The 20,182-nt window shown below is 61.6% G+C and carries 16 protein-coding genes and 1 tRNA gene; 14 read left to right on the top strand and 3 right to left on the bottom strand.

What is annotated here, in order from left to right; all coding sequences use genetic code 11:
* Positions 1-19: 19 nt before the first annotated feature.
* Positions 20-901: an ABC transporter ATP-binding protein gene (locus BPSG_RS05750; protein ID WP_033502180.1), complete on the bottom strand. Its 882-nt coding sequence runs from the start codon at positions 899-901 to the stop codon at positions 20-22.
* Between the two features lie 40 nt (positions 902-941).
* Positions 942-1,970 (bottom strand): metal ABC transporter solute-binding protein, Zn/Mn family, encoded by a 1,029-nt coding sequence (locus tag BPSG_RS05745; protein WP_236822917.1) that lies wholly within the window; start codon positions 1,968-1,970, stop codon positions 942-944.
* Positions 1,971-2,094: 124 nt separating this feature from the next.
* Between BPSG_RS05745 and BPSG_RS05740 the strand changes: the two genes are divergently transcribed.
* From BPSG_RS05740 to glgX, 14 genes are all read left to right on the top strand, one after another.
* On the top strand, positions 2,095-2,979 hold the full coding sequence (locus tag BPSG_RS05740; protein WP_026643184.1) for a bifunctional methylenetetrahydrofolate dehydrogenase/methenyltetrahydrofolate cyclohydrolase: 885 nt from the start codon (positions 2,095-2,097) through the stop codon (positions 2,977-2,979).
* 142 nt (positions 2,980-3,121) lie between these two features.
* Positions 3,122-4,603, top strand: a complete 1,482-nt coding sequence (gene rpsA, locus BPSG_RS05735) for a 30S ribosomal protein S1 (RefSeq protein ID WP_022858591.1) — start codon at positions 3,122-3,124, stop codon at positions 4,601-4,603.
* Between the two features lie 107 nt (positions 4,604-4,710).
* Positions 4,711-5,352, top strand: coding sequence for a dephospho-CoA kinase (coaE, locus tag BPSG_RS05730; RefSeq protein ID WP_026643183.1), 642 nt, complete (start codon positions 4,711-4,713; stop codon positions 5,350-5,352).
* 8 nt (positions 5,353-5,360) lie between these two features.
* Entirely contained in the window at positions 5,361-7,472 is a 2,112-nt protein-coding gene (gene uvrB, locus BPSG_RS05725) for an excinuclease ABC subunit UvrB (RefSeq protein WP_026643182.1), read from the top strand.
* A 57-nt stretch (positions 7,473-7,529) separates the two neighbouring features.
* Entirely contained in the window at positions 7,530-8,507 is a 978-nt protein-coding gene (locus tag BPSG_RS05720) for a TerC family protein (RefSeq protein ID WP_026643181.1), read from the top strand.
* Between the two features lie 161 nt (positions 8,508-8,668).
* Positions 8,669-10,111 (top strand): pyruvate kinase, encoded by a 1,443-nt coding sequence (pyk, locus tag BPSG_RS05715; protein ID WP_026643180.1) that lies wholly within the window; start codon positions 8,669-8,671, stop codon positions 10,109-10,111.
* A 186-nt stretch (positions 10,112-10,297) separates the two neighbouring features.
* A tRNA-Leu gene (locus tag BPSG_RS05710) sits at positions 10,298-10,371 on the top strand.
* Positions 10,372-10,494: 123 nt separating this feature from the next.
* Positions 10,495-10,719, top strand: a complete 225-nt coding sequence (locus BPSG_RS05705; protein ID WP_022858586.1) for a helix-turn-helix domain-containing protein — start codon at positions 10,495-10,497, stop codon at positions 10,717-10,719.
* Positions 10,720-10,821: 102 nt separating this feature from the next.
* On the top strand, positions 10,822-11,430 hold the full coding sequence (locus BPSG_RS05700) for an NUDIX domain-containing protein (protein ID WP_026643179.1): 609 nt from the start codon (positions 10,822-10,824) through the stop codon (positions 11,428-11,430).
* Positions 11,431-11,690: 260 nt separating this feature from the next.
* Positions 11,691-12,476: an ANTAR domain-containing response regulator gene (locus tag BPSG_RS05695; RefSeq protein ID WP_051591933.1), complete on the top strand. Its 786-nt coding sequence runs from the start codon at positions 11,691-11,693 to the stop codon at positions 12,474-12,476.
* Between the two features lie 23 nt (positions 12,477-12,499).
* A complete protein-coding gene (polA, locus tag BPSG_RS05690; RefSeq protein WP_026643177.1) occupies positions 12,500-15,331 on the top strand; it encodes a DNA polymerase I in 2,832 nt (943 codons plus the stop codon).
* 30 nt (positions 15,332-15,361) lie between these two features.
* Positions 15,362-16,282 (top strand): Nif3-like dinuclear metal center hexameric protein, encoded by a 921-nt coding sequence (locus BPSG_RS05685; RefSeq protein WP_026643176.1) that lies wholly within the window; start codon positions 15,362-15,364, stop codon positions 16,280-16,282.
* On the top strand, positions 16,272-16,889 hold the full coding sequence (locus BPSG_RS05680; protein WP_033502181.1) for an NUDIX hydrolase: 618 nt from the start codon (positions 16,272-16,274) through the stop codon (positions 16,887-16,889). The genes BPSG_RS05685 and BPSG_RS05680 overlap by 11 nt, the downstream gene beginning before the upstream one ends.
* 135 nt (positions 16,890-17,024) lie before the next feature.
* Positions 17,025-19,145: a glycogen debranching protein GlgX gene (glgX, locus tag BPSG_RS05675; RefSeq protein WP_022858580.1), complete on the top strand. Its 2,121-nt coding sequence runs from the start codon at positions 17,025-17,027 to the stop codon at positions 19,143-19,145.
* Positions 19,146-19,235: 90 nt separating this feature from the next.
* Here the strand turns inward: glgX and BPSG_RS05670 are convergent.
* Positions 19,236-20,182, bottom strand: a 947-nt coding sequence (locus BPSG_RS05670; protein ID WP_034879109.1) for an IS30 family transposase, incomplete at its 5' end; no start/stop codon positions are given.

The following is a 20,182-nucleotide window of genomic DNA, read 5'->3' as shown; positions in this document are numbered from 1 at the left end:
CACAAGGTCTTTCTACCGTCTACTGTGCGCGGTCGTGGTCGTATTCATGGTGATGGAATTGCGCGACTTCATCGGTGCGGTGCGTGTCGGCGGAAGCATCCGGCCTGGTGAGCGCCGGAGTCACGAACATGTCGCCCTGCGGGGTGGTCACGACCTGCACCGTCGTGCCGTACAGGTGAGTGAGCAGATCGGAGTCGAGCACCTGGTCGAGGCAGGCGTAATGCGGGTGCCCATCGAGCAGGTACACTGCACCATCCAGGATGGGCAGCAGCATGTTGAGGTCATGGGCCACGATCTGGATTGTCATGCCGAGCTCGGAATTGAGCTGCGCGAGGATGCGCACCGTGGTGCGTTGGCTCGCCAGATCGAGGTTGGCGAGCGGTTCGTCGAGCATCAACAGTTCGGGATCGCTCACGAGGGCCTGGGCGATGGCGACGCGTTGGCGCAGGCCGCCCGACAGTTCGGACAGGCGCAGTTTCGCTTTGTCGGAGATGCCGGTGAACTCCATGGCCTCACGCGTCTTCGCCCGCTGCGCCCGCGTGACAGGGTGGATGCCGAACCGGGTGCCGGTCAACCCCAAAAGCACGGATTGCTCGGCGGTCAGGCTCGAGTCGATGTCTGACGTATAGCTTTGCGGCACATAACCGATGCGCGCGTTGTTCGTGCCCGGCGCGCCGCCAAGCACGCGCATGTTGCCATGCGACAGTGGAATCAACCCCAGTTCGGCGTTGAGCAGCGTCGTCTTGCCGGCGCCGTTCGTGCCGACGACCGCGGTCACGGTGCCGCGGGGGATGGCGAAGGTGCCATGGCTCCATATGGTGGTGTCACCGCGGCGGATCGCGGCGTCGGTGCAGACGATGCACGGATCGTCCGCGGTGACGCGCGTGCGCGTCTGTTCCATTAGTGCTCCTTTGCGTGCAGTGTGTACGTCTCGGCGCCGCTCAGTCGGCGTCCGCAGGTGAACTGGTGTCCGTGCTCGCCTGCGGGCTGGGGCTCTCGCTCGATGCGGACTCATCATCCTCAGCCGAAGGGACGAACGACGGATCGACTTTTTCGGTGATCTGTGTGAAGAGCACTTCGATCCAGTCGGTAAGAGTCTTGTAGTTGCTGGGCATCTGCTCGGTGACGGTCTGCACCGGAATCTTCGCGTTCCGGGCGTCCTTGACAAGGCCGTCGGTCAGTTCGGTGGCGGTCTGTGCGCCGTTGATGAACAGGTCCACACCATCGTCGGCGAGCAATGCCTTGAAATCGCGCATGTCCGCGGCGGTGGGTTCGGCGTCGTTCATCATCGCCTGCGTGTACCCCTGCGGCGTGCGGTCCTCGAACCCCATGTCGCTCATGAGGTAATACGCCACGTCCTCGGTGGCGGCGTACGTCGTGTCCGGATGCGCCTTGCTGAACTCGTGGATGTGGCGTTCCAACGTGTCTTCACGCGTCTGCCATGCTTTGAGGTTCTTCGAGAACGTCTTCTTCTCGCCCGGACGCAGGCGGCTGAACGTGTCGGCCAGTTCGCTCGCGATGGAGAAGCGGGCGTCGCGTGAGAACCACAGGTGGGGGTTGTCGCCATCCATGGCGCCCACGATGTCGCTCACGGAGATGCACGTTGTGGACGACGCCATGTTCTTGCTCGCCCAGGTGTCGTAGCCGGCGCCGTTGACGAGCACCACATCGGCGTTGTGCAACGCCTTCACATCCTGCGCCGTGGGTTCGAAGTCATGGGCGTCGACCGTGGTCGAGGAGAGGATCGACGTCACCTTCACGTCATCACCGCCGATCGCGGCGGCAAGCGACCCCCATTGGTTGAGGGAGGCGACGAGCGTGATAGGGCCTGTGGGGGTCTGCGACGCACTCGCGGTGGGGTGCTCAGGCTGCGGGTTGAAGCTGCAGGCGGCTGCCGCCAGCACCATGGCCATGGCGCACAGCGCTCCCATGGCCATGCGGATGCGTGAATGGAATCGTGTGTGCGTCATGGTGTTGTCCTCCGTTGATGCGATGCATCCCGTATGCCGCACCATCATGAGACGGCGCGGCGGCACGGGCTCCCCACGTCCTACGATATGGCGAAGCGAATCGAACAGGAAAGGTGCTTTTCTCATGGCAATCATACTCGACGGCAAAGCGGTGGCGGCGCAAGTGAAGGCCGATTTGGCTGAGCGTGTACAGCGGCTGCGCGCCCATGGCGTGGTTCCCGGGCTCGGCACGGTGCTTGTGGGCGAAGACGCGGGATCGGTCAAATACGTTGCCGGCAAGCACAAGGATTGCGAGGAAATCGGCATCGCCTCGATCAGGCACGATTTGCCGGCGGACACCACGCAGGAGGAGCTGCTCGACGTCGTCGACGCGCTCAACGCCGATCCCGCATGCACTGGATATATTGTGCAGTTGCCGCTGCCGCAGGGCATTGACGCCAATGCCGTCATCGATGCGATCGACCCGGCCAAGGACGCCGATGGCATGCACCCGTTCAATCTCGGCGAACTCGTGCTGCATACGAGCGGACCCTTGACCACGCCACTGCCGTGCACGCCCCGTGGTGTGATTGAGCTGCTCGACCATTACGGCGTGGACCTGCATGGCAAGGAGGTGTGCGTGCTGGGGCGTGGCATCACGATCGGCCGTACCATCGGCCTGATGCTCACGCGGCGCGAAGTGGATGCCACCGTCACGTTGTGCCATACCGGCACGCGGGACGTGGCCTCCCACATCCGTTCGGCGGATGTGGTGGTCGCGGCGGTGGGCAAGACGGGGTTTGTCACACCCGAAGACGTCAAGCCCGGTGCGGTGCTCGTCGATGTGGGTGTCTCGCGGGTTTATGACCACCAGACGGGCCGCATGCGCATCAGGGGTGACGTGGATCACGGCTGTTACGATGTGGCCGGCGCATACACCCCCAATCCAGGCGGGGTGGGGCCGATGACCCGGGCCATGCTGCTGCGCAACGTGGTCGAGGCCGCGGAGCGCTGGGCTGGGCTTGCCTGAAGCACCCGCGACACGCCCGAAATCCATGGAATGATTTGGGCATGGTTGCGGTTAGTATAGGTGATTGGCTGACTGAAAGGCCGGCCTGACGCATAACTGAAGAACGAACCTATCCATCCAACTATTTGTAAGAACCACATTAATGGCACAGAACAATACAGAAGTCGAAAAGGTCGCCATCAACGACATCGGCACCGTCGACGACTTCATCAAGGCAGTCGATTCCACCATCAAGAACTTCAGCGATGGTGATCTGGTTGAAGGCACCGTCGTCAAGGTCGATCGCGACGAAGTCCTCCTGGACATCGGCTACAAGACCGAGGGTGTCATTCCCTCCCGTGAGCTTTCCATCAAGAAGGACGTTGATCCGGATGAGGTCGTCAAGGTCGGCGACACCATCGAAGCCCTTGTCGTCACCAAGGAAGACAAGGAAGGACGTCTGATCCTGTCCAAGAAGCGTGCACAGTACGAGCGCGCTTGGGGCGACATCGAGAAAATCAAGGAAGAGGATGGCGTTGTCGAAGGCACCGTCATCGAAGCCGTCAAGGGTGGCCTCATCGTCGACATCGGTCTGCGTGGCTTCCTGCCGGCCTCGCTCGTCGAGATGCGTCGCGTCCGCGATCTGTCGCCGTACATTGGCCAGAAGATCAAGGCCAAGATCCTGGAGCTCGACAAGAACCGCAACAATGTGGTCCTGTCCCGCCGCCAGTACCTCGAGGAGACCCAGTCCGAAGTGCGCGAGACCTTCCTCTCGCAGCTCAAGAAGGGCCAGATCCGCGAAGGTGTGGTGTCCTCCATCGTCAACTTCGGCGCATTCGTCGATCTGGGCGGTGTTGACGGCCTGATCCACGTCTCTGAGCTGTCCTGGAAGCACATCGACCACCCGTCTGAGGTCGTCAAGGTCGGCGACAAGGTCACTGTCGAGGTGCTCGACGTCGATCTCGACCGCGAGCGCATCTCGCTGTCGCTCAAGGCCACCCAGGAAGATCCGTGGCAGCGCTTTGCGCGCACCCACGTCCCCGGCCAGATCGTGCGTGGCAAGGTCACCAAGATTGTGCAGTTCGGTGTCTTCATCTCCGTCGAAGACGGCATCGAAGGCCTCGTGCACATCTCCGAGCTCGCCAACCGCCACGTCGAGAATCCCGAGACCGTGGTCAAGCCGGGCGAAGAGGTCTTCGTCAAGGTCATCGACGTCGATCTCGACCGTCGCCGCATCTCGCTGTCGCTCAAGCAGGCCAACGACTCCGTTGATCCGAGCTCCGAGGACTTCGATCCGGCACTCTACGGCATGCCGGCGGAGTACGACGAGGAAGGCAACTACAAGTATCCGGAAGGCTTCGACCCGAACACCAACGAGTGGATCCCCGGTTACGAGAAGCAGCGCGAGGAATGGGAATCCCAGTACGCCGCCGCTCACGATCTGTGGGAGCAGCACAAGGAATTCGTCGCGAAGGAACTCGAGAACGCCGAGGCTTCGGCCGCCGAGGACGGCCAGAACGCGGCCAACGAAGAGAAGGTCGAGGAAACCTCGAACTACTCGTCCGAGACCGAGTCCACCGGCACGCTCGCCGATTCCGACCAGCTGGCCGCTCTGCGTGAGCAGCTGCTGAGCGAGAAGAAGTGAGCAGCTGAGCTCTGGCTTCGATGCAGGAGGCGCCATGCGCAACGCGCGCATGGCGCCTCCTGCCATATGGGACCTGTGAATGGTGTGCGCACATAAGGAGGCATCTCATGCAGACCATCGAGGGGAAACGGTTCGTGCGCATCGCGCTCACGGGCGGCATCGCCGCGGGCAAAAGCACTGTCGCGGCCAGAATGGCCCAAGACGGCGCCGATGTGATTGATTACGACTTCCTTGCGCATATCCTGCAGGAACCATGCTCGCCGGCGATCAACCCGCTTGTGGAGGCGTTCGGTCCCGGCATCCTGAACGATCAGGGCGGTGTCGACCGACGCGCGTTGGCCAAGCGTGTGTTCGGGGATGGTGCGCCGCAAAGCGCGGTCGCCACGCTCAATGGCATCATGCACCCGCAGGTCTACGAGCTCGCCCGGAACAGGGAGCACGTCCTTGTCGGCGATGGCTGCAGCCACGTCATCGTCCATGACGTTCCGCTGCTGGGCGAAGTCATGGAGACGATACCGTTCGCGTTCGACGCCGTGGCCTGCGTGGTGGCGCCGGAGGAAGTGCGTGTGCGCAGGCTCGTCGAGACGCGCGGCATGTCTGAGGCACAGGCACGGATCCGCGTGCGGGAGCAGGGGAGTGACGCCTCCCGGCTGCGGTACGCCACCGTCGTCATCGACGCGACACAGCCGTTAGAACAGATGTTCGATTATGTTGATAACCTCGTTGAGGAATGGTTCGACGAGGAGTAAGGATCGCCATGGGATTCAATATCGAGCGCACCAACAAACCGTTCGTGGTCAAGTCGCCGTACAAGCCTTCCGGCGACCAGCCCCAAGCGATTGAAGAACTCGCCACGCGCATCGAGAACGGCGAGAACGACGTCGTGCTGATGGGTGCGACCGGCACCGGCAAAACCGCCACCACCGCGTGGATGATCGAACGGCTGCAGCGTCCCACACTGATCATCGAGCCGAACAAGACGCTCGCCGCGCAGCTGTGTGCGGAGTTCCGCGAACTGATGCCCGACAACGCCGTCAGCTACTTCGTCTCGTACTACGACTACTACCAGCCCGAAGCGTACATTCCGCAGACCGACACCTACATCGAGAAGGACTCCAACATCAACGACGACGTGGAGCGCCTGCGCCACGCCGCCACGGCGAATCTGCTCACGCGGCGCGACTGCGTGGTGATCGCCACGGTCTCGTGCATCTATGGACTCGGCACGCCGGAGGAATACGCGGGCCGCATGCTGTTCCTCAAGGAAGGCCAGCAGATCGATCGCGACACGTTGCTGCGCCAGTTCGTCGACATGCAGTACAAACGCAACGACATCGCCTTCGCCCGTGGCACATTCCGCGTGCGCGGCGATACGGTGGAGATCATCCCGGTGTACGAGGAGCTCGCGATCCGCATCGAGTTCTTTGGTGACGAAATTGACCGCATTTCCACCCTGCATCCCCTGACCGGCGATGTGATCGGGCAGGAGAGCGAAGTGCACATCTTCCCGGCCTCGCATTATGTGGCGGGCCCGGAGCGCATGGAACGCGCGCTCAACTCGATCCAGAAGGAACTCGACGAGCGCGTGGCCGAACTGCGCAAACAGGGCAAGGAGCTCGAGGCGCAGCGCCTGAGCATGCGCACCACGTACGATCTGGAGATGCTCGCGCAGGTGGGCGTCTGCTCGGGCGTGGAGAATTATTCGCGCCATTTCGACGGCCGTGCGCCCGGCACGCCGCCGCACACCCTGCTCGACTTCTTCCCCGACGACTTCCTGCTCGTCATCGACGAGTCGCATGTGACCGTGCCGCAGATCGGCGCGATGTACGAAGGCGACGCAAGTCGCAAGCGCACGCTCGTCGAGCATGGCTTCCGCCTGCCGTCGGCCATGGACAACCGGCCGCTCAAATGGCCCGAGTTCCTGGACCGCGTGGGGCAGACCGTCTATCTTTCCGCGACGCCCGGTGATTATGAGCTCGGCTTGAGTGACGGCGTGGTCGAGCAGATCATCCGCCCGACCGGCTTGGTCGATCCGAAGGTCGAGGTGCGGCCGGTCGAAGGTCAGATCGACGATCTGCTCGCGGAGATCAAGGACCGCGTGGCGAAGCACGAGCGCACGCTCGTCACGACGCTGACCAAGAAGATGGCCGAGGACCTGACCGATTATCTGCTCGAACGCGGCATCAAGGTCGAATACCTGCATTCCGATGTCGATACGCTGCGGCGTGTCGAACTGCTGCGCGAACTGCGCGAAGGCAAGATCGACGTGATCGTCGGCATCAACCTGCTGCGTGAAGGCCTCGATCTGCCCGAGGTCTCGCTCGTGGCCATCCTCGACGCGGACAAGGAGGGCTTCCTGCGCTCGTACCGTTCGCTTATCCAGACGATCGGACGTGCCGCCCGCAATGTGTCGGGCACGGTGATCATGTACGCCGACGAGATCACGGCGGCCATGGACAAGGCGATCGGGGAGACCGACCGCCGCCGCGAGATCCAGATCGCCTACAACAAGGAGCATGGCATCGACCCTAAGCCGCTCATCAAGAAGATCAGCGATGTCAACGACATGCTCGCGAAGGAGGACGTGGATACGCAGACGCTGCTCGAAGGCGGCTACCGCAACGCCAACAAGGCCGGCAACTCGCATCTGGGCGTTCCCTCGATCAGTGCCGAGGAGGCCGACCGCCGCCATGAGGAGATCCTCAAGGCGGGGTTGCCGGCGCAGGATCTGGCCGATCTGATCCGCCAGCTTTCCGACCAGATGCACACGGCCGCCGAACAGCTCCAATTCGAGCTTGCGGCGCGCCTGCGCGACGAGATCCGCGACCTCAAGAAGGAGCTGCGCGCCATGACCGAAGCGAAGCGGTAGATGCGCATGGCGGCGGGACTCCGGTCCCGTCGCCGACGCTCCGTAAGCTTGTGGCTTATGGCTGAGACACCCGTAGCGTTCATGATCGGCACATACATTGTGCTGGCCGTCTTCTTCATCGTCGACCTGTTCGTGCTGGGCAGGCGCCCGCATGTGCCTTCCACCAAGGAATGTGTGCAGCATATCGTGTTCTTTGTGGCGATGGCCCTTGTCTTCGGCGGTCTGATCTGGTGGATCGCCGGGTCCAAGCCCGCCATCGAGTTCTACTCGGGCTGGCTCACCGAATACTCGCTCAGCATCGACAACCTCTTTGTGTTCGTCATCATCATGTCGAATTTCGCCGTACCGAAGAAACTGCAGAAATTCGTATTGTCGGTCGGCATCACGATCGCGCTCGTGCTGCGAGGCGTGTTCATCCTCATCGGCGCCGCGCTCGTGGAACGGTTCACCTGGGTGTTCTTCCTCTTCGGTGCCTTCCTGATCTATACGGCAGTCAAGGTGGCACGCGGCGAGGACGACGACGAGGAGTTCCATGAAAACGCCCTCATTCGCGTTTTGCGCAAGTTCTCGCGCATCACCAACGACTACGAGGGGGAAAAGCTGCGCGTCACGAAGAACGGCGTCAAGTATTGGACGCCGATGCTGTTCGTGTTCCTGACAATCGGCACGACCGACGTCATGTTCGCCTTTGACTCCATCCCGGCGATTTTCGGCCTGACGAAGGACCCGTTCCTCGTGTTCACGTCGAACGTCTTCGCGCTGCTGGGTCTGCAGCAGCTGTACTTCCTGCTTGGAGCCTTGCTCGACAAACTCGTCTACCTGCCGCTTGGCCTTTCCGTGGTGCTCGGATTCATCGGCGTCAAACTCATCCTGGAGGCGCTGCACGGCAACACGCTGCCATTCATCAACCATGGGCAGCCGATCACGGCGGTGCCCGAAGTGCCGACATGGCTTTCGCTCGCGGTCATCGTGTTCGCGATCGGCGGCGCGGCCCTTGCGAGCGTCATCAAAATGAAATCCGTCGAATCCAAATGACCCGCGGTTGTGCCCCGATGTACCCACATACCGGTACAACGGAGAATGTGAGCGCTCACATATGACGCTCCGCGAAACCGCTCCAAAGCATCACCGTGGAGTAAGCTGAAAAAGGCATTCGGGCGACCCCCGAAGAAACAACACAGAATAGGTAGGCATTCATGCGTAAAGCAAAGATCGTAGATACCATCGGTCCAGCTACTGAATCTCTCGAAAACCTCACCGCGCTCGTCGAAGCGGGGATGGACGTGGCCCGTCTCAACCGCTCGCACGGCACCCCGGAAGACCATCTGCGCGTGTACAACAACGTGCGCGAAGCCTCCAAGACCACCGGCCGCAACGTGGCGGTCCTCGTCGATCTTCAGGGCCCCAAGATCCGCTGCGGCTGGTTCAAGAAGAACGCCGAAGGCGAAGACAAGGTGCAGCTCAAGGAAGGCCAGGAGTTCATCATCACGACCGATGACGTCGAAGGCGATGAACACATCACGTCCACCACGTTCAAGGGCCTGCCGGGCGATTGCCATCCGGGTGACCCGATCCTCATCGACGACGGCAAGGTCCGTCTCGAGGTGACGAAGGTCGAAGGCAACAACGTGCACACCAAGGTCATTGTCGCCGGACCGGTCTCCAGCCACAAGGGCATCAACCTGCCGGGCGTCGCGGTGTCGCTGCCCGCCCTGACTGAGAAGGACGAGAACGACCTGCGCTGGGCCATCCAGACCGGCGCCGACATCATCGCCATGTCGTTCGTGCGTTTCGCGACCGACATCGACCGCGCCCACGAGATCATGGACGAAGAGGGTCGACGCATCCCGATCGTCGCCAAGATCGAGAAGCCGCAGGCCGTGGAGAACCTCGAAGACATCGTCAAGGTGTTCGACGGCATCATGGTCGCCCGTGGCGACATGGCCGTGGAAATGCCGTTCGAAGAGGTGCCGCTTGTCACCAAGCGCTGCATCGAGCTGTCGCGCCAGTACGCCAAGCCGGTCATCGTGGCCACCGAAGTGCTCGGTTCCATGGTGCATTCCCCGGTGCCGAGCCGTGCGGAAGCCTCCGACTGCGCCAACGCCGTGCTCGACGGCGCCGACGCCACGATGACGTCAAACGAGACCGCCGTGGGTGAGTACCCGACCGAGACCGTGGTGACGATGAGCCGCATCTCCGGCTACGCCACCGAGCACGGTTTCGACCGCATCCCGAAGCTCAAGGACCTCGACATGTCGAGCACCGGCGCTGTCTCGTCGGCCGCTGTCGACCTGGCCGAGAAGCTCAACGCCAAGGCGATCGTGGCCTACACGCAGACCGGTTCCACCGTGCACCGCGTCTCCCGTGAACGCCCGGCCACCCCGATCTACGGCCTGACGACCAACGAGCACACCTACCACTGGCTCGCGCTGAGCTGGGGCACCGAAGGCCTGCTGCTCGACGAGGACTACCATGACATGTCCCGCAACGACCTCATGGTGTTCACCGACGAAGTGCTGCGCAAGGCCGGCAAGGTCTCCAACGGCGACAAGATCGTGGTGCTCAGCTCCGCACAGGGCGACCACAAGCCGGGCCGCACCGACACGATTTACGTGCACACGGTTGGCGCCTGCGACTGATTTCAAACGCTGAAGGCACTCCACATGGTTGGAATGCCCCGATAGCCGCTGTGGGCCGGGTATCTGCATGGTCAGATACCCGGCCCACAGTCGTCTCCTGGTCCGTTCATTGCCATGAATACGCCAGCGTGCGGTGTGTCCGTCGATGCATGTGGTATAGTCGTCAATTGTTGCCGCAAGGCGCACGCCCCTGTATCCCAATTGGTAGAGGAGACAGCCTCAAAATCTGTACAGTGTGGGTTCGAGTCCCACCGGGGGCACAACCGGAGGCCCGCTGAAAAGCGGGCCTCCTTGCATATGTGCCGATGGTGGCCATATGCGCCGTGTGTATGGAAGCCACGGCACAGGCAGCAGGGACCAGCGTGGAAGGACAGTGGCGGATTATGGTACAGCGCTTCGATGATTCGCATATTGTGGTGCATCTCGACCGCATCATGCTTGAACGCGGGGTGTCGTTGACCGAGTTGTCGGGGCGCGTGGGCATCACGCAGGCGAACCTGTCGAAAATCAAGAACAACCACATCAATGCGATCCGTTTTTCCACCCTCGCCGCGATCTGCGAAGCGCTGAGCTGCACGCCGGGGGACTTGCTCGAATACAGGCCCTGACCTCATGAAGCTGTCCGGCACATGGGCTTGTTCGCTGCTGCGGAACGTGCAAAGACCCTGTGCGTACAATGGACACAGCTGTTCAAGGTTGAAAGGAACATCATGAGCAAAGCCACATACCGCAGGTTCGATCCATGGCGCGCCGCTCCTGTCACTGAGGAATCACGTGAGACCATTCTGTCCGGCCACTACTTCGACATCGACCGCACGTCGTTCGATTCGCGTGACATCGGTCATTTCGACCGCCTCATCGTGCACAAGAACAACGGCGATTCGGTCGGGGTCATTGGTCTGACCGACGATGGGCTAATCCCGCTCATCGAGCAATACCGCATCCCCGTGCACCGTTGGACACTGGAGATTCCCGCTGGGCATGCCATCAAACAAGGGGAGCGTCCGCTGGATGTGGCGAAGCGCAAGTTTGCGGAGGAAGTGGGGTATGAGGCCGAGCGCCTCACTCAGTTCTGCCGCTTCATCAACACCCCGAGCTATTCCACGCAGTACACCGCGCTGTTCTTCGCTTCGGGGCTCAAGGCAGTGCATGCCGGCAACGACGATGACGCCCTGATGTCGTCCGTGCGCTATTTCACCCCGGAAGAAGCGTTCCACATGGTCAAGAACGGCACCATCCTCGACGCGAAGTCGATCATCGCCATCCAGCGTGTGTACTTCGCGCCGAATCACATGGTGGGCGACGAGCATCTGAGCTGAAGCCCAGTTTTCCATGGCATTGATGCCATGCGTGGCGCACCATGGTGTGCGCTATACTGCATGGAGACCACTTGATGCAATGGTTTGCACCAAGGTTGGCGGCGCTGTGCCAGACGCGGTGCGTGCGCATGCACCGGCATGTCCATGAGGGATGGGGCGGTGCGCAGGCGCAAGGCAAGGCGCCGGCCATCATGGTGATGGAACGATGAAACCGTCGGTTGGCGTGGTCCAGCCGGTTTGACAACGCGAAAGAGGCTGCTATGACACTGGAACACAATGAGCAGGAGCATGAGCAGGAAGTGCTCACCGAAGAGGAACTCGACGACATCGCCCACCAGGAGGATGGGGCGGCAAGCGAGCCACAGGCGAAGGACGACGCCCAACCGGAGCACACCAACCCCACCGTGGTGGTGGCCGAAGACGAATCCGTCAACCGCATGGATCTGGTGGCGATGCTCGAAGACAACGGGTACGACGTGGTGGGGCAGGCGGCCAACGGTGAAGAGGCGATTGCGTTGACCCGCGAACTGCGTCCGGATGTGGTGTGCATGGACGTCAAGATGCCGCACATGGACGGCATCACCGCCGCCGGTGTGATCTGCGACGAGAACATCGCTCCGGTTGTCATGCTCACCGCGTTCTCGCAGACGGATTTGGTCAAGCAGGCCATCGGTGCGGGAGCGATGGCATATGTGACCAAGCCGTATGAGGAATCGAAGCTCCTGCCCGCCTTGGCAGTGGCCATGGGGCGTTTTGCGGAGATCAACGACCTGCTCGACAGTGCGGAACGCAACGAGACCGAACTGCAGGCCACACAGGAAAAGCTCAAGGACGCCGAAGAGAAGCTCAAGAAGACACAAGACACGCTCGAGGAACGCAAGCTCGTCGACCGTGCCAAGGGCCTGCTCATGGACAAGGCCAACTTCTCCGAACAAGGCGCATTCCGCTGGATCCAGAAGACCTCGATGGACCAGCGCATCCCCAAGAAGCGTTTGGCGATGGCCATCATCGAAAAGTACGGTGACGACGCCGCGAACGACGACTGATCACCCGAACCTGATTGGACATCATGGATACCTCACCAACCACCACGCACGGAACCCTGCTGGCCGTGGACGGCCATTCATTGGCGTTCCGTGCGTTTTTCGCATTGCCGGTAGAGAACTTCACCACGAAAGAGGGACAGCCCACCAACGCGGTCTATGGGTTCCTGACCATGCTCGCGCAGGTCATCGAAGCCGAGCACCCCGACCGCATCGGCATCGCCTTCGATGTGAAGGGCGGCACATTCCGCAACGAATTGCTCGGTCAATACAAGGGAACGCGCGAAGCGGCGCCGCAGGAGCTACTGAGCCAGTTGCCGCTCATCCAGCAGGCATTGGAGGCATTGGGCGTACGGTACGTGGAACAGCCGGGGTACGAGGGCGATGACGTGATCGCCACCTTGGCCACCATGGGTGAGCAAGCGGGGTACAAGACACTGGTGCTCTCGGGCGATCGCGACGCCTTCCAGCTCATCGACGACCACATCACGGTGCTGTATCCAGGGTACCATTTCAAAGACCTCAAGCACATGGACCCACAGGCGGTGCTTGACAAATACCATGTGACACCGCAGCAATACCCTGATTTGGCGGCATTGCGCGGCGAGACGGCGGACAACATCCCGGGCGTGCCCGGCGTCGGCGATGGCTTCGCCGCCAAATGGATCAACCAGTTTGGCGGCCTGGAGGGCATCATTGCGCATGCCGATGAGATTGGCGGCAAGAAAGGCCAGGCGCTGCGTGACAACATCGAGCAGGTCAAACTCAACCGCAAGGTCAACGCGCTTGTGCGCGACCTCGACTTGGGCGTGGGCATGCAGGACCTCACTTTCGGCCACGTGCATCCGGATCTGTTGGAAGCGTTGTTCGACCAGCTGGAATTCGGCAGCCGCACGCGTACCCGACTGCTGAAGACCTTCAACAACGGGGGAGTCAGAGAGACCGAACTGCCCGTGGAGCCACGGGACATCCCGGGCATCGTCGAACCGGTCGTCGACACCGTGGACGACGCCGCGGCGCTGAAAGCGTGGATCGAACAGTATTGCCCGCAACCCGATAGGCATGGCAGCGACCCCGCCGCCACGTTGAACATCGTGGGGCAATACAGGCGCGAGCATGTGCAATGCGCCGAAGCGGTGGCTCAATCATGGACGCTCCACGCCCAAGGAAGCGCGAAGCCGGGCCATGCCTCGATGCAGATGCTGGCGATCATGGCATCGGACCATGCCATCGTCATTGACCCCGCCAGTGATATGTTCCGCGCCACGGTGCAAGACCTGTTGAACACGCGTGCCGGCAGCCTGTGCGTGCACGGCTTCAAGGAGCATCTGCATATGCTGGACGCCGCAGGCATCCAGCTGCCCACCGCATTGTTCGACACCAACCTCGCCGGCTACCTGATCGATCCCGAATTCCAAGGCGGCACACTTGAGGCGTGTGCCGAGCACTTCCTCAACGTGTCGGTCGATACGGAGGAACCGCCGGCCCAAGGCACGTTGGCATTCGACATCGAGACCGAAGAGGGCGACCCCCAGCAGGAGTGCATCGAACGGGCGGCATTGGTGACGGCCCTCGCCCGGTATCTGGCGCCGGATGTGGAGCAGCGGCACCAATACCCGCTGCTGCGCGACATCGAGCTGCCCACATCCCGGGTGCTGTTCCAGATGGAGAAGACCGGTGCGAGCGTGGACCGCGCGCGATTCGGCGAACTGTATGAGCAGTTCAGTGAGGAATCCGCGCGCATGGAAGGGGTCGCATGGTCAAGCGCCGGGCGTGAGGTCAATCTGCAGAGCCCCAAGCAGTTGGGCACCGTGTTGTTTGACGAAATGAAGCTGACGCCCACCAAGAAAACCAAAAAGGGATCGTACACGACGAACGCCGCGGCCCTGACCGCGCTGTTCGCGCAATCCGAGGAAGGTTCCAAGGCCAACGAGTTCCTGGGGGCGTTGTTGCGCCACCGCGAAACGAACAAGCTCAAGCAGATCGTGCAGACGCTGATCGACGCGATCAATCCGCAGGATGGTCGCATCCACACCACGTTCACGCAGACGGTAACGGCGACCGGACGGTTGAGCTCGGTCGACCCGAACCTGCAGAACATCCCGAACCGCAACGCCGCCGGCCGCGAGATCCGCTCCGGGTTTGTGCCGGGGCCCGGATACAAGGCGCTGCTCAGCGCCGACTATTCGCAGGTCGAATTGCGCATCATGGCCGACCTGTCTGGCGACGAAGCGCTGATCGAGGCGTTCAAATCGGGCGCCGACTTCCACAAATACGTCGCGAGCCTCGTGTTCGCCAAACCTGTGGACGACGTCAGCGCGAGCGAACGCAGCCGTGTGAAGGCGATGAGCTACGGTTTGGCGTACGGATTGAGCACCTACGGTCTTTCGCAACAGCTCGGCATTGGTGTGTCTGAGGCGAACGCACTGAAGAACCAGTATTTCCAGACCTTCGGAAAAGTGCATGATTACCTGGAGTCACTGGTTGCGGACGCGCGGCGCACCGGGTACACCGAGACGATCTTCGGCCGGCGTCGCTACTTCCCGCAGCTCACGTCAGCGAGCCGCAATGCGCGCGACGCCGCCGAACGCGGGGCACTCAACGCGCCGATCCAGGGGTCGGCGGCGGACATCATGAAAATCGCGATGATCCGCGCGGACCGCGCATTGCGCGAACACGGGCTCGCGAGCCGCATCGTGCTCCAGATCCACGACGAACTGGTTGTGGAACTGGCGCCGGGCGAAATCGACGAGGCGACCGAACTCGTCAAGGACGCGATGGAACATGCGGTGGACCTTGCGGTGCCGCTCGACGTGTCCACCGGCATCGGCGCCGATTGGCAACGCGCGGCGCACTGACCCCACCGAACACGGGAAAGGACCCGAAGCATGGCAACACTCAAACAGGTCGTGGACGTTCTGGAAACGCTCTATCCGCTGCGTTACGCGGAAGACTGGGACCACCCGGGGCTGATCGTGGGCGACCTGACGCATGAGGTCTCGTCGATTGTCTTCGCCGCTGATCCGACGATGGAGACGGTCGACGATGCCGTGCGCAGTGGGGCGGATCTGCTCATCTGCCACCACCCGCTGTTCTTCCGCGCCGTACATGAGGTCTCAGGCCTCACGTTCCGCGGGCAGATCGTGCAGACATTGGCACAGTATGGCTGTGCGCTGTGGGTGGGGCACACCAATGCGGATGCGTCCTACCGCGGTGTTGGGCAGGCGGCCGCCGACGCGTTCGGACTGATCGATCAGACGCCAATGGAGCCGATTGACGATCCGTTGGCCGCGCACCCGGTCGGATTGGGCCGTGTCGGCAGACTCGCCGAGCCGATGAGGCTGCGCGAGTTCGCGGATGTCGTGGCACAGGCGCTGCCCGCCACCAAGTTGGGTGTGCAGGTGGCAGGATCATTGGACGCCATGGTGCGTTCCGTCGCGGTGCTGCCCGGTTCGGGCGATTCGATGTTCGGCACGGTCAATGCATTGGGGGTGGATGTCTATGTGACAAGCGACCTGCGGCACCATCCGGCCACCGACGAACTGCAGCAGTCCGTGTATGAGGCTGCGATGCGTGACCAAGGCGTGATGCTCGGCACTGGCGATGCACAGTTGCGGCCGGCATTGATCAACACGCCACACAGCGCCATTGAATCGTTGTGGTTCCGCTATGCGCTCGAAGATGTGCCGAACGCGGTGGAAGTGGCCACCGGTCAACGCCCACAGGTGCGGTGGAACAAGACGAACACGGATCCATGGGCGCTGTCAGTCGGCGCGAACATGACGGCGGGAGACACCGATGGCCGATGAACTGCAACTCAACCGCACATTTGACGATACGTTGGATGGCGTCGACATGGATGTGCCTGCGTCTGTTGTCACGAGCGAGACCGTGTACACGGGGGCGATCTTCAGTGTCGAGGACCGGCGCGTCGCATTGACACGCAACGATGGCGGCACGACGACAATCCGTCGCCAAGTGATTCATCATGCGCCGTGCGTCGTCATGCTGGTGCATGACACCGTGCGCGACACCTACCTCGTGGAACGCGAATACCGGGCAGGGTCGAACATGTATGCCGTGGGGCTGCCCGCCGGCCTGATTGACGGTGAAGAAGACCCGGAACACGCCGCATTGCGTGAACTGCGCGAAGAAACCGGTGTGGTGCCGCAATCCGATGCCGCCATACGGTTCGACCATGTGGGTGACTGGTATTCCTCGGAAGGCATGACTGACGAACTCGCGCACATCTACGTGCTTCACCTCGATGCGTGGATACGCGAACACTGCGAGTTCGACGCCGATGAACATGTGGAATCGGCTTGGGTTGATTGGGAGCAATTGCGCGCCATGCCCATCACCGCATCGAATTCGATGATCGCGATTCTCCACGAGCAGATTCGGCGCATAAGCTGACGACAACCACGCCTACCGGGCGCCATGCATGAAACAATGCCCCCGACAATGTCGCCCGAACTACTCATTGAACGAAATAATACGAGTTGACGACTGGTGTGCCATACTGGAACAATGCAAACAAGACCTGGTTCCATGTACCCGCTTGGCGCAAGCTATGACGGAGCGGGTGTCAATTTCGCGCTGTTTTCCCGTATGGCCGAGAAGGTGGAGCTCTGCCTGTTCGACGAACAAGACAACGAGACCCGCGTTGAACTCACCGAGCAGAACTCATACGTTTGGCATATCTATCTGCCGGGCATCCAACCCGGCCAGCGGTATGGCTACCGCGTCTACGGCCCCTACAATCCGGCAAACGGGCAATGGTGCAACCCGAACAAACTCCTGCTCGACCCCTACGCCAAGGCCATCGAGGGCAACATCGACGGCGACGAAAGCCTCTATTCCTACTGGTTCAACGACTCAGACAACCCCAACAACATGAACGACCTCGATTCGGCGGCGCATACCATGAAGTCCGCCGTAATCAACCCGTTCTTCGACTGGGGCAACGACCAACATCCCTTCATCCCGTATTCGGATTCGGTCATCTACGAAGCGCATGTGCGCGGCATGACCAACCTCAACAAGAACGTGCCACCGGAAATCCGCGGCACCTATGCGGGCCTGGCGCATCCCAGCGTCATCGAATACCTCAAGAAGCTGGGCATCACCGCGATTGAGCTGATGCCGATCCACCAGTTCGTCAACGACCCCTTCCTACAGGAAAAGGGCCTCAACAACTACTGGGGCTACAACACCATCGGATTTTTCGCACCACACAACGCCTATTCGAGCCAAGGGCAACGTGGCGAACAGGTCAACGAATTCCGTGCGATGGTCAAGGAGTTCCACGCCGCCGGCATCGAGGTCATCCTCGACGTGGTGTACAACCACACCGCCGAAGGCAACCACATGGGACCCACCCTGAGTTTCAAGGGCATCGACAACCAGGCGTATTACCGCCTTGTCGACAACGACCAGATGCATTACTTCGACACGACCGGCACCGGCAACTCCCTGCTGATGCGCTCGCCGCAGACCCTGCAGCTCATCACCGATTCCCTGCGCTATTGGGTGCAGGAGATGCACGTCGACGGGTTCCGCTTCGATCTGGCCGCCACACTGGCACGCCAGTTCCAGGAGGTGGACAAACTGTCGGCGTTTTTCGACATCGTGCAGCAGGATCCAATCATCTCACGCGTCAAACTCATCGCCGAACCGTGGGATCTGGGCTCCGGCGGCTACCAGGTCGGTGGATTCCCCCCGAACTGGTCGGAATGGAACGGGCATTTCAGGGATTGCGTGCGCGATTTCTGGCGTTCGCAGCCATCCACACTGCCTGAATTCGCCAGCCGCATCATGGGCAGTTCCGACCTGTACCAGCACAATGGGCGCAAGCCCGTGGCATCGGTCAATTTCGTGACCGCGCACGACGGCTTCACCCTCAACGACCTGGTCAGCTACAACAACAAGCACAATGAGGCGAACGGCGAGGACAACAGGGACGGCGAAAGCCACAACCGTTCGTGGAACTGCGGTGTGGAAGGCCCCACCACAATCCGTGATGTCAATGAGTTGCGCCACCGCCAGATGCGCAACATGTTCTCCACGTTGCTGCTCAGCCAAGGCATCCCGATGATCTGCGGCGGCGACGAAGTGGCCCGCACGCAGTTGGGCAATAACAACGGCTATTGCCAGGACAACGAGATTTCATGGACGCATTGGAAGCTCAAGGACTACCAGAAGGACATGTGCGAGTTCGTCTCGAAGCTTGTGCACCTGCGTCTGGAGCATCCGGTGCTGCACCGCCGCCGCTTCTTCACGGGGCGTGACGCGAACATGGCGCCTGACGCGTTGCCGCAAGTGGAATGGTTCGACCACAACGGCAACATCATGGACTTGGAGGCGTGGTCCAACACGCACGCCTTCTCGATCATGGTGTTCCTCAACGGCAGTGACATCCCCGAACCCGACTGGTACGGCAACACGATGGTCGACAATGACTTCATCCTCATCTTCAACGCGCATTACGAGCCAATCATGTTCACGCTTCCCGAGGAGCAGTACGGGCGCAAGTGGAAGCTCATCGTGGACACCCACAATCCGAAGGGCCCTGAACTCAACTACGAGGCGGGTTTCGCGATCACCGCGCAGTCGAGGAGCTTCATGCTGCTCATGAGCGACGAGAAGAAGGAACGGCGTTCGGACAACTGAGTCGGCGAATGGCCATCGCGTGAGGGGGGGGCGRRCCGTCAACAGGTGGGTTCTAATGGTCGTTGCAACACGTCCTTGTGATTGTATGCTTTATTGAGCGTATTCCATGGCATTGAGAAGTTCGATGATCCGTTCGCTTGGCTTGGCCCAGTCCAGTGTTTTGCGTGGTCTGTCGTTGAGCTCGTCGGCCACTGCATCGAGGTAGTCCTGACTGTAGGCGGACAGGTCTGTTCCTTTTGGAAAGTACTGGCGCAGCAATCCGTTGGTGTTCTCGTTCGTGCCCCGCTGCCATGGGCTGTGCGGGTCGCAGAAATAGACCTGCATGTCAAGGGACGCGGTGATGTCGCGATGCAGCGCGAGCTCTGCGCCCTGGTCCCATGTCAGGGAGTTGAGCAGCGGCGCGGGAAGCTGGCCCATCTTGGTGATGATGGCCCGTTGCACGTGCTCGGCGTCATGACCGTCGGGCAGTGCGAGCAGGACGGTGTAGCGGGTGGTGCGCTCGACCAGCGTGCCGATCGCGCTCTTGTTGGACGTCCCGCAGATCAGGTCGCCCTCCCAGTGTCCCGGTACGGCACGGTCCTCGATCTGTGCGGGCCGTTCGCTGATCATGACCATCGGCTCGCGGAAGCGCGGCCTGCGCGACTGGCCGTCGCTGCGGGAATGCCTGACTGCGCGCCCCTTCCTGAGGGCGTTGCCGACCTGCCTGCGCAGTTCGCCGCGCGGCTGGACGTAGACGGCCTGATAGATGGTCTCGTGGCATGCTCGCATATGGTCATTATCGGGGTACTCGCGTACGAGGCGGTTGCTGATCTGCTCGGGGCTCCAGTGCCGCTTGAGCCCTGCGGCCACATATGCGTACAGGTCGGTTCCGGGCCTGATCTTGCGCCGCTTGGGACGGGGCCTGCGCGATGCCGCCAGCTGATCGGCGCGGTGCGGTCGGTACCCGCCGTCTGCCGGATGGGCATTGCGGCGCAGCTCGCGGCTGACCGTCGACGCGCTGCGCCCGAGGCGCCGGGCAATGCCGCGCACGCTTGTGC

This window comes from Bifidobacterium pseudolongum subsp. globosum (assembly GCF_000741295.1).
Classification (GTDB): domain Bacteria; phylum Actinomycetota; class Actinomycetes; order Actinomycetales; family Bifidobacteriaceae; genus Bifidobacterium; species Bifidobacterium globosum.
Note: the sequence above shows the minus strand (reverse complement) of the source record. Positions and strands in the feature narration are given on the sequence as shown.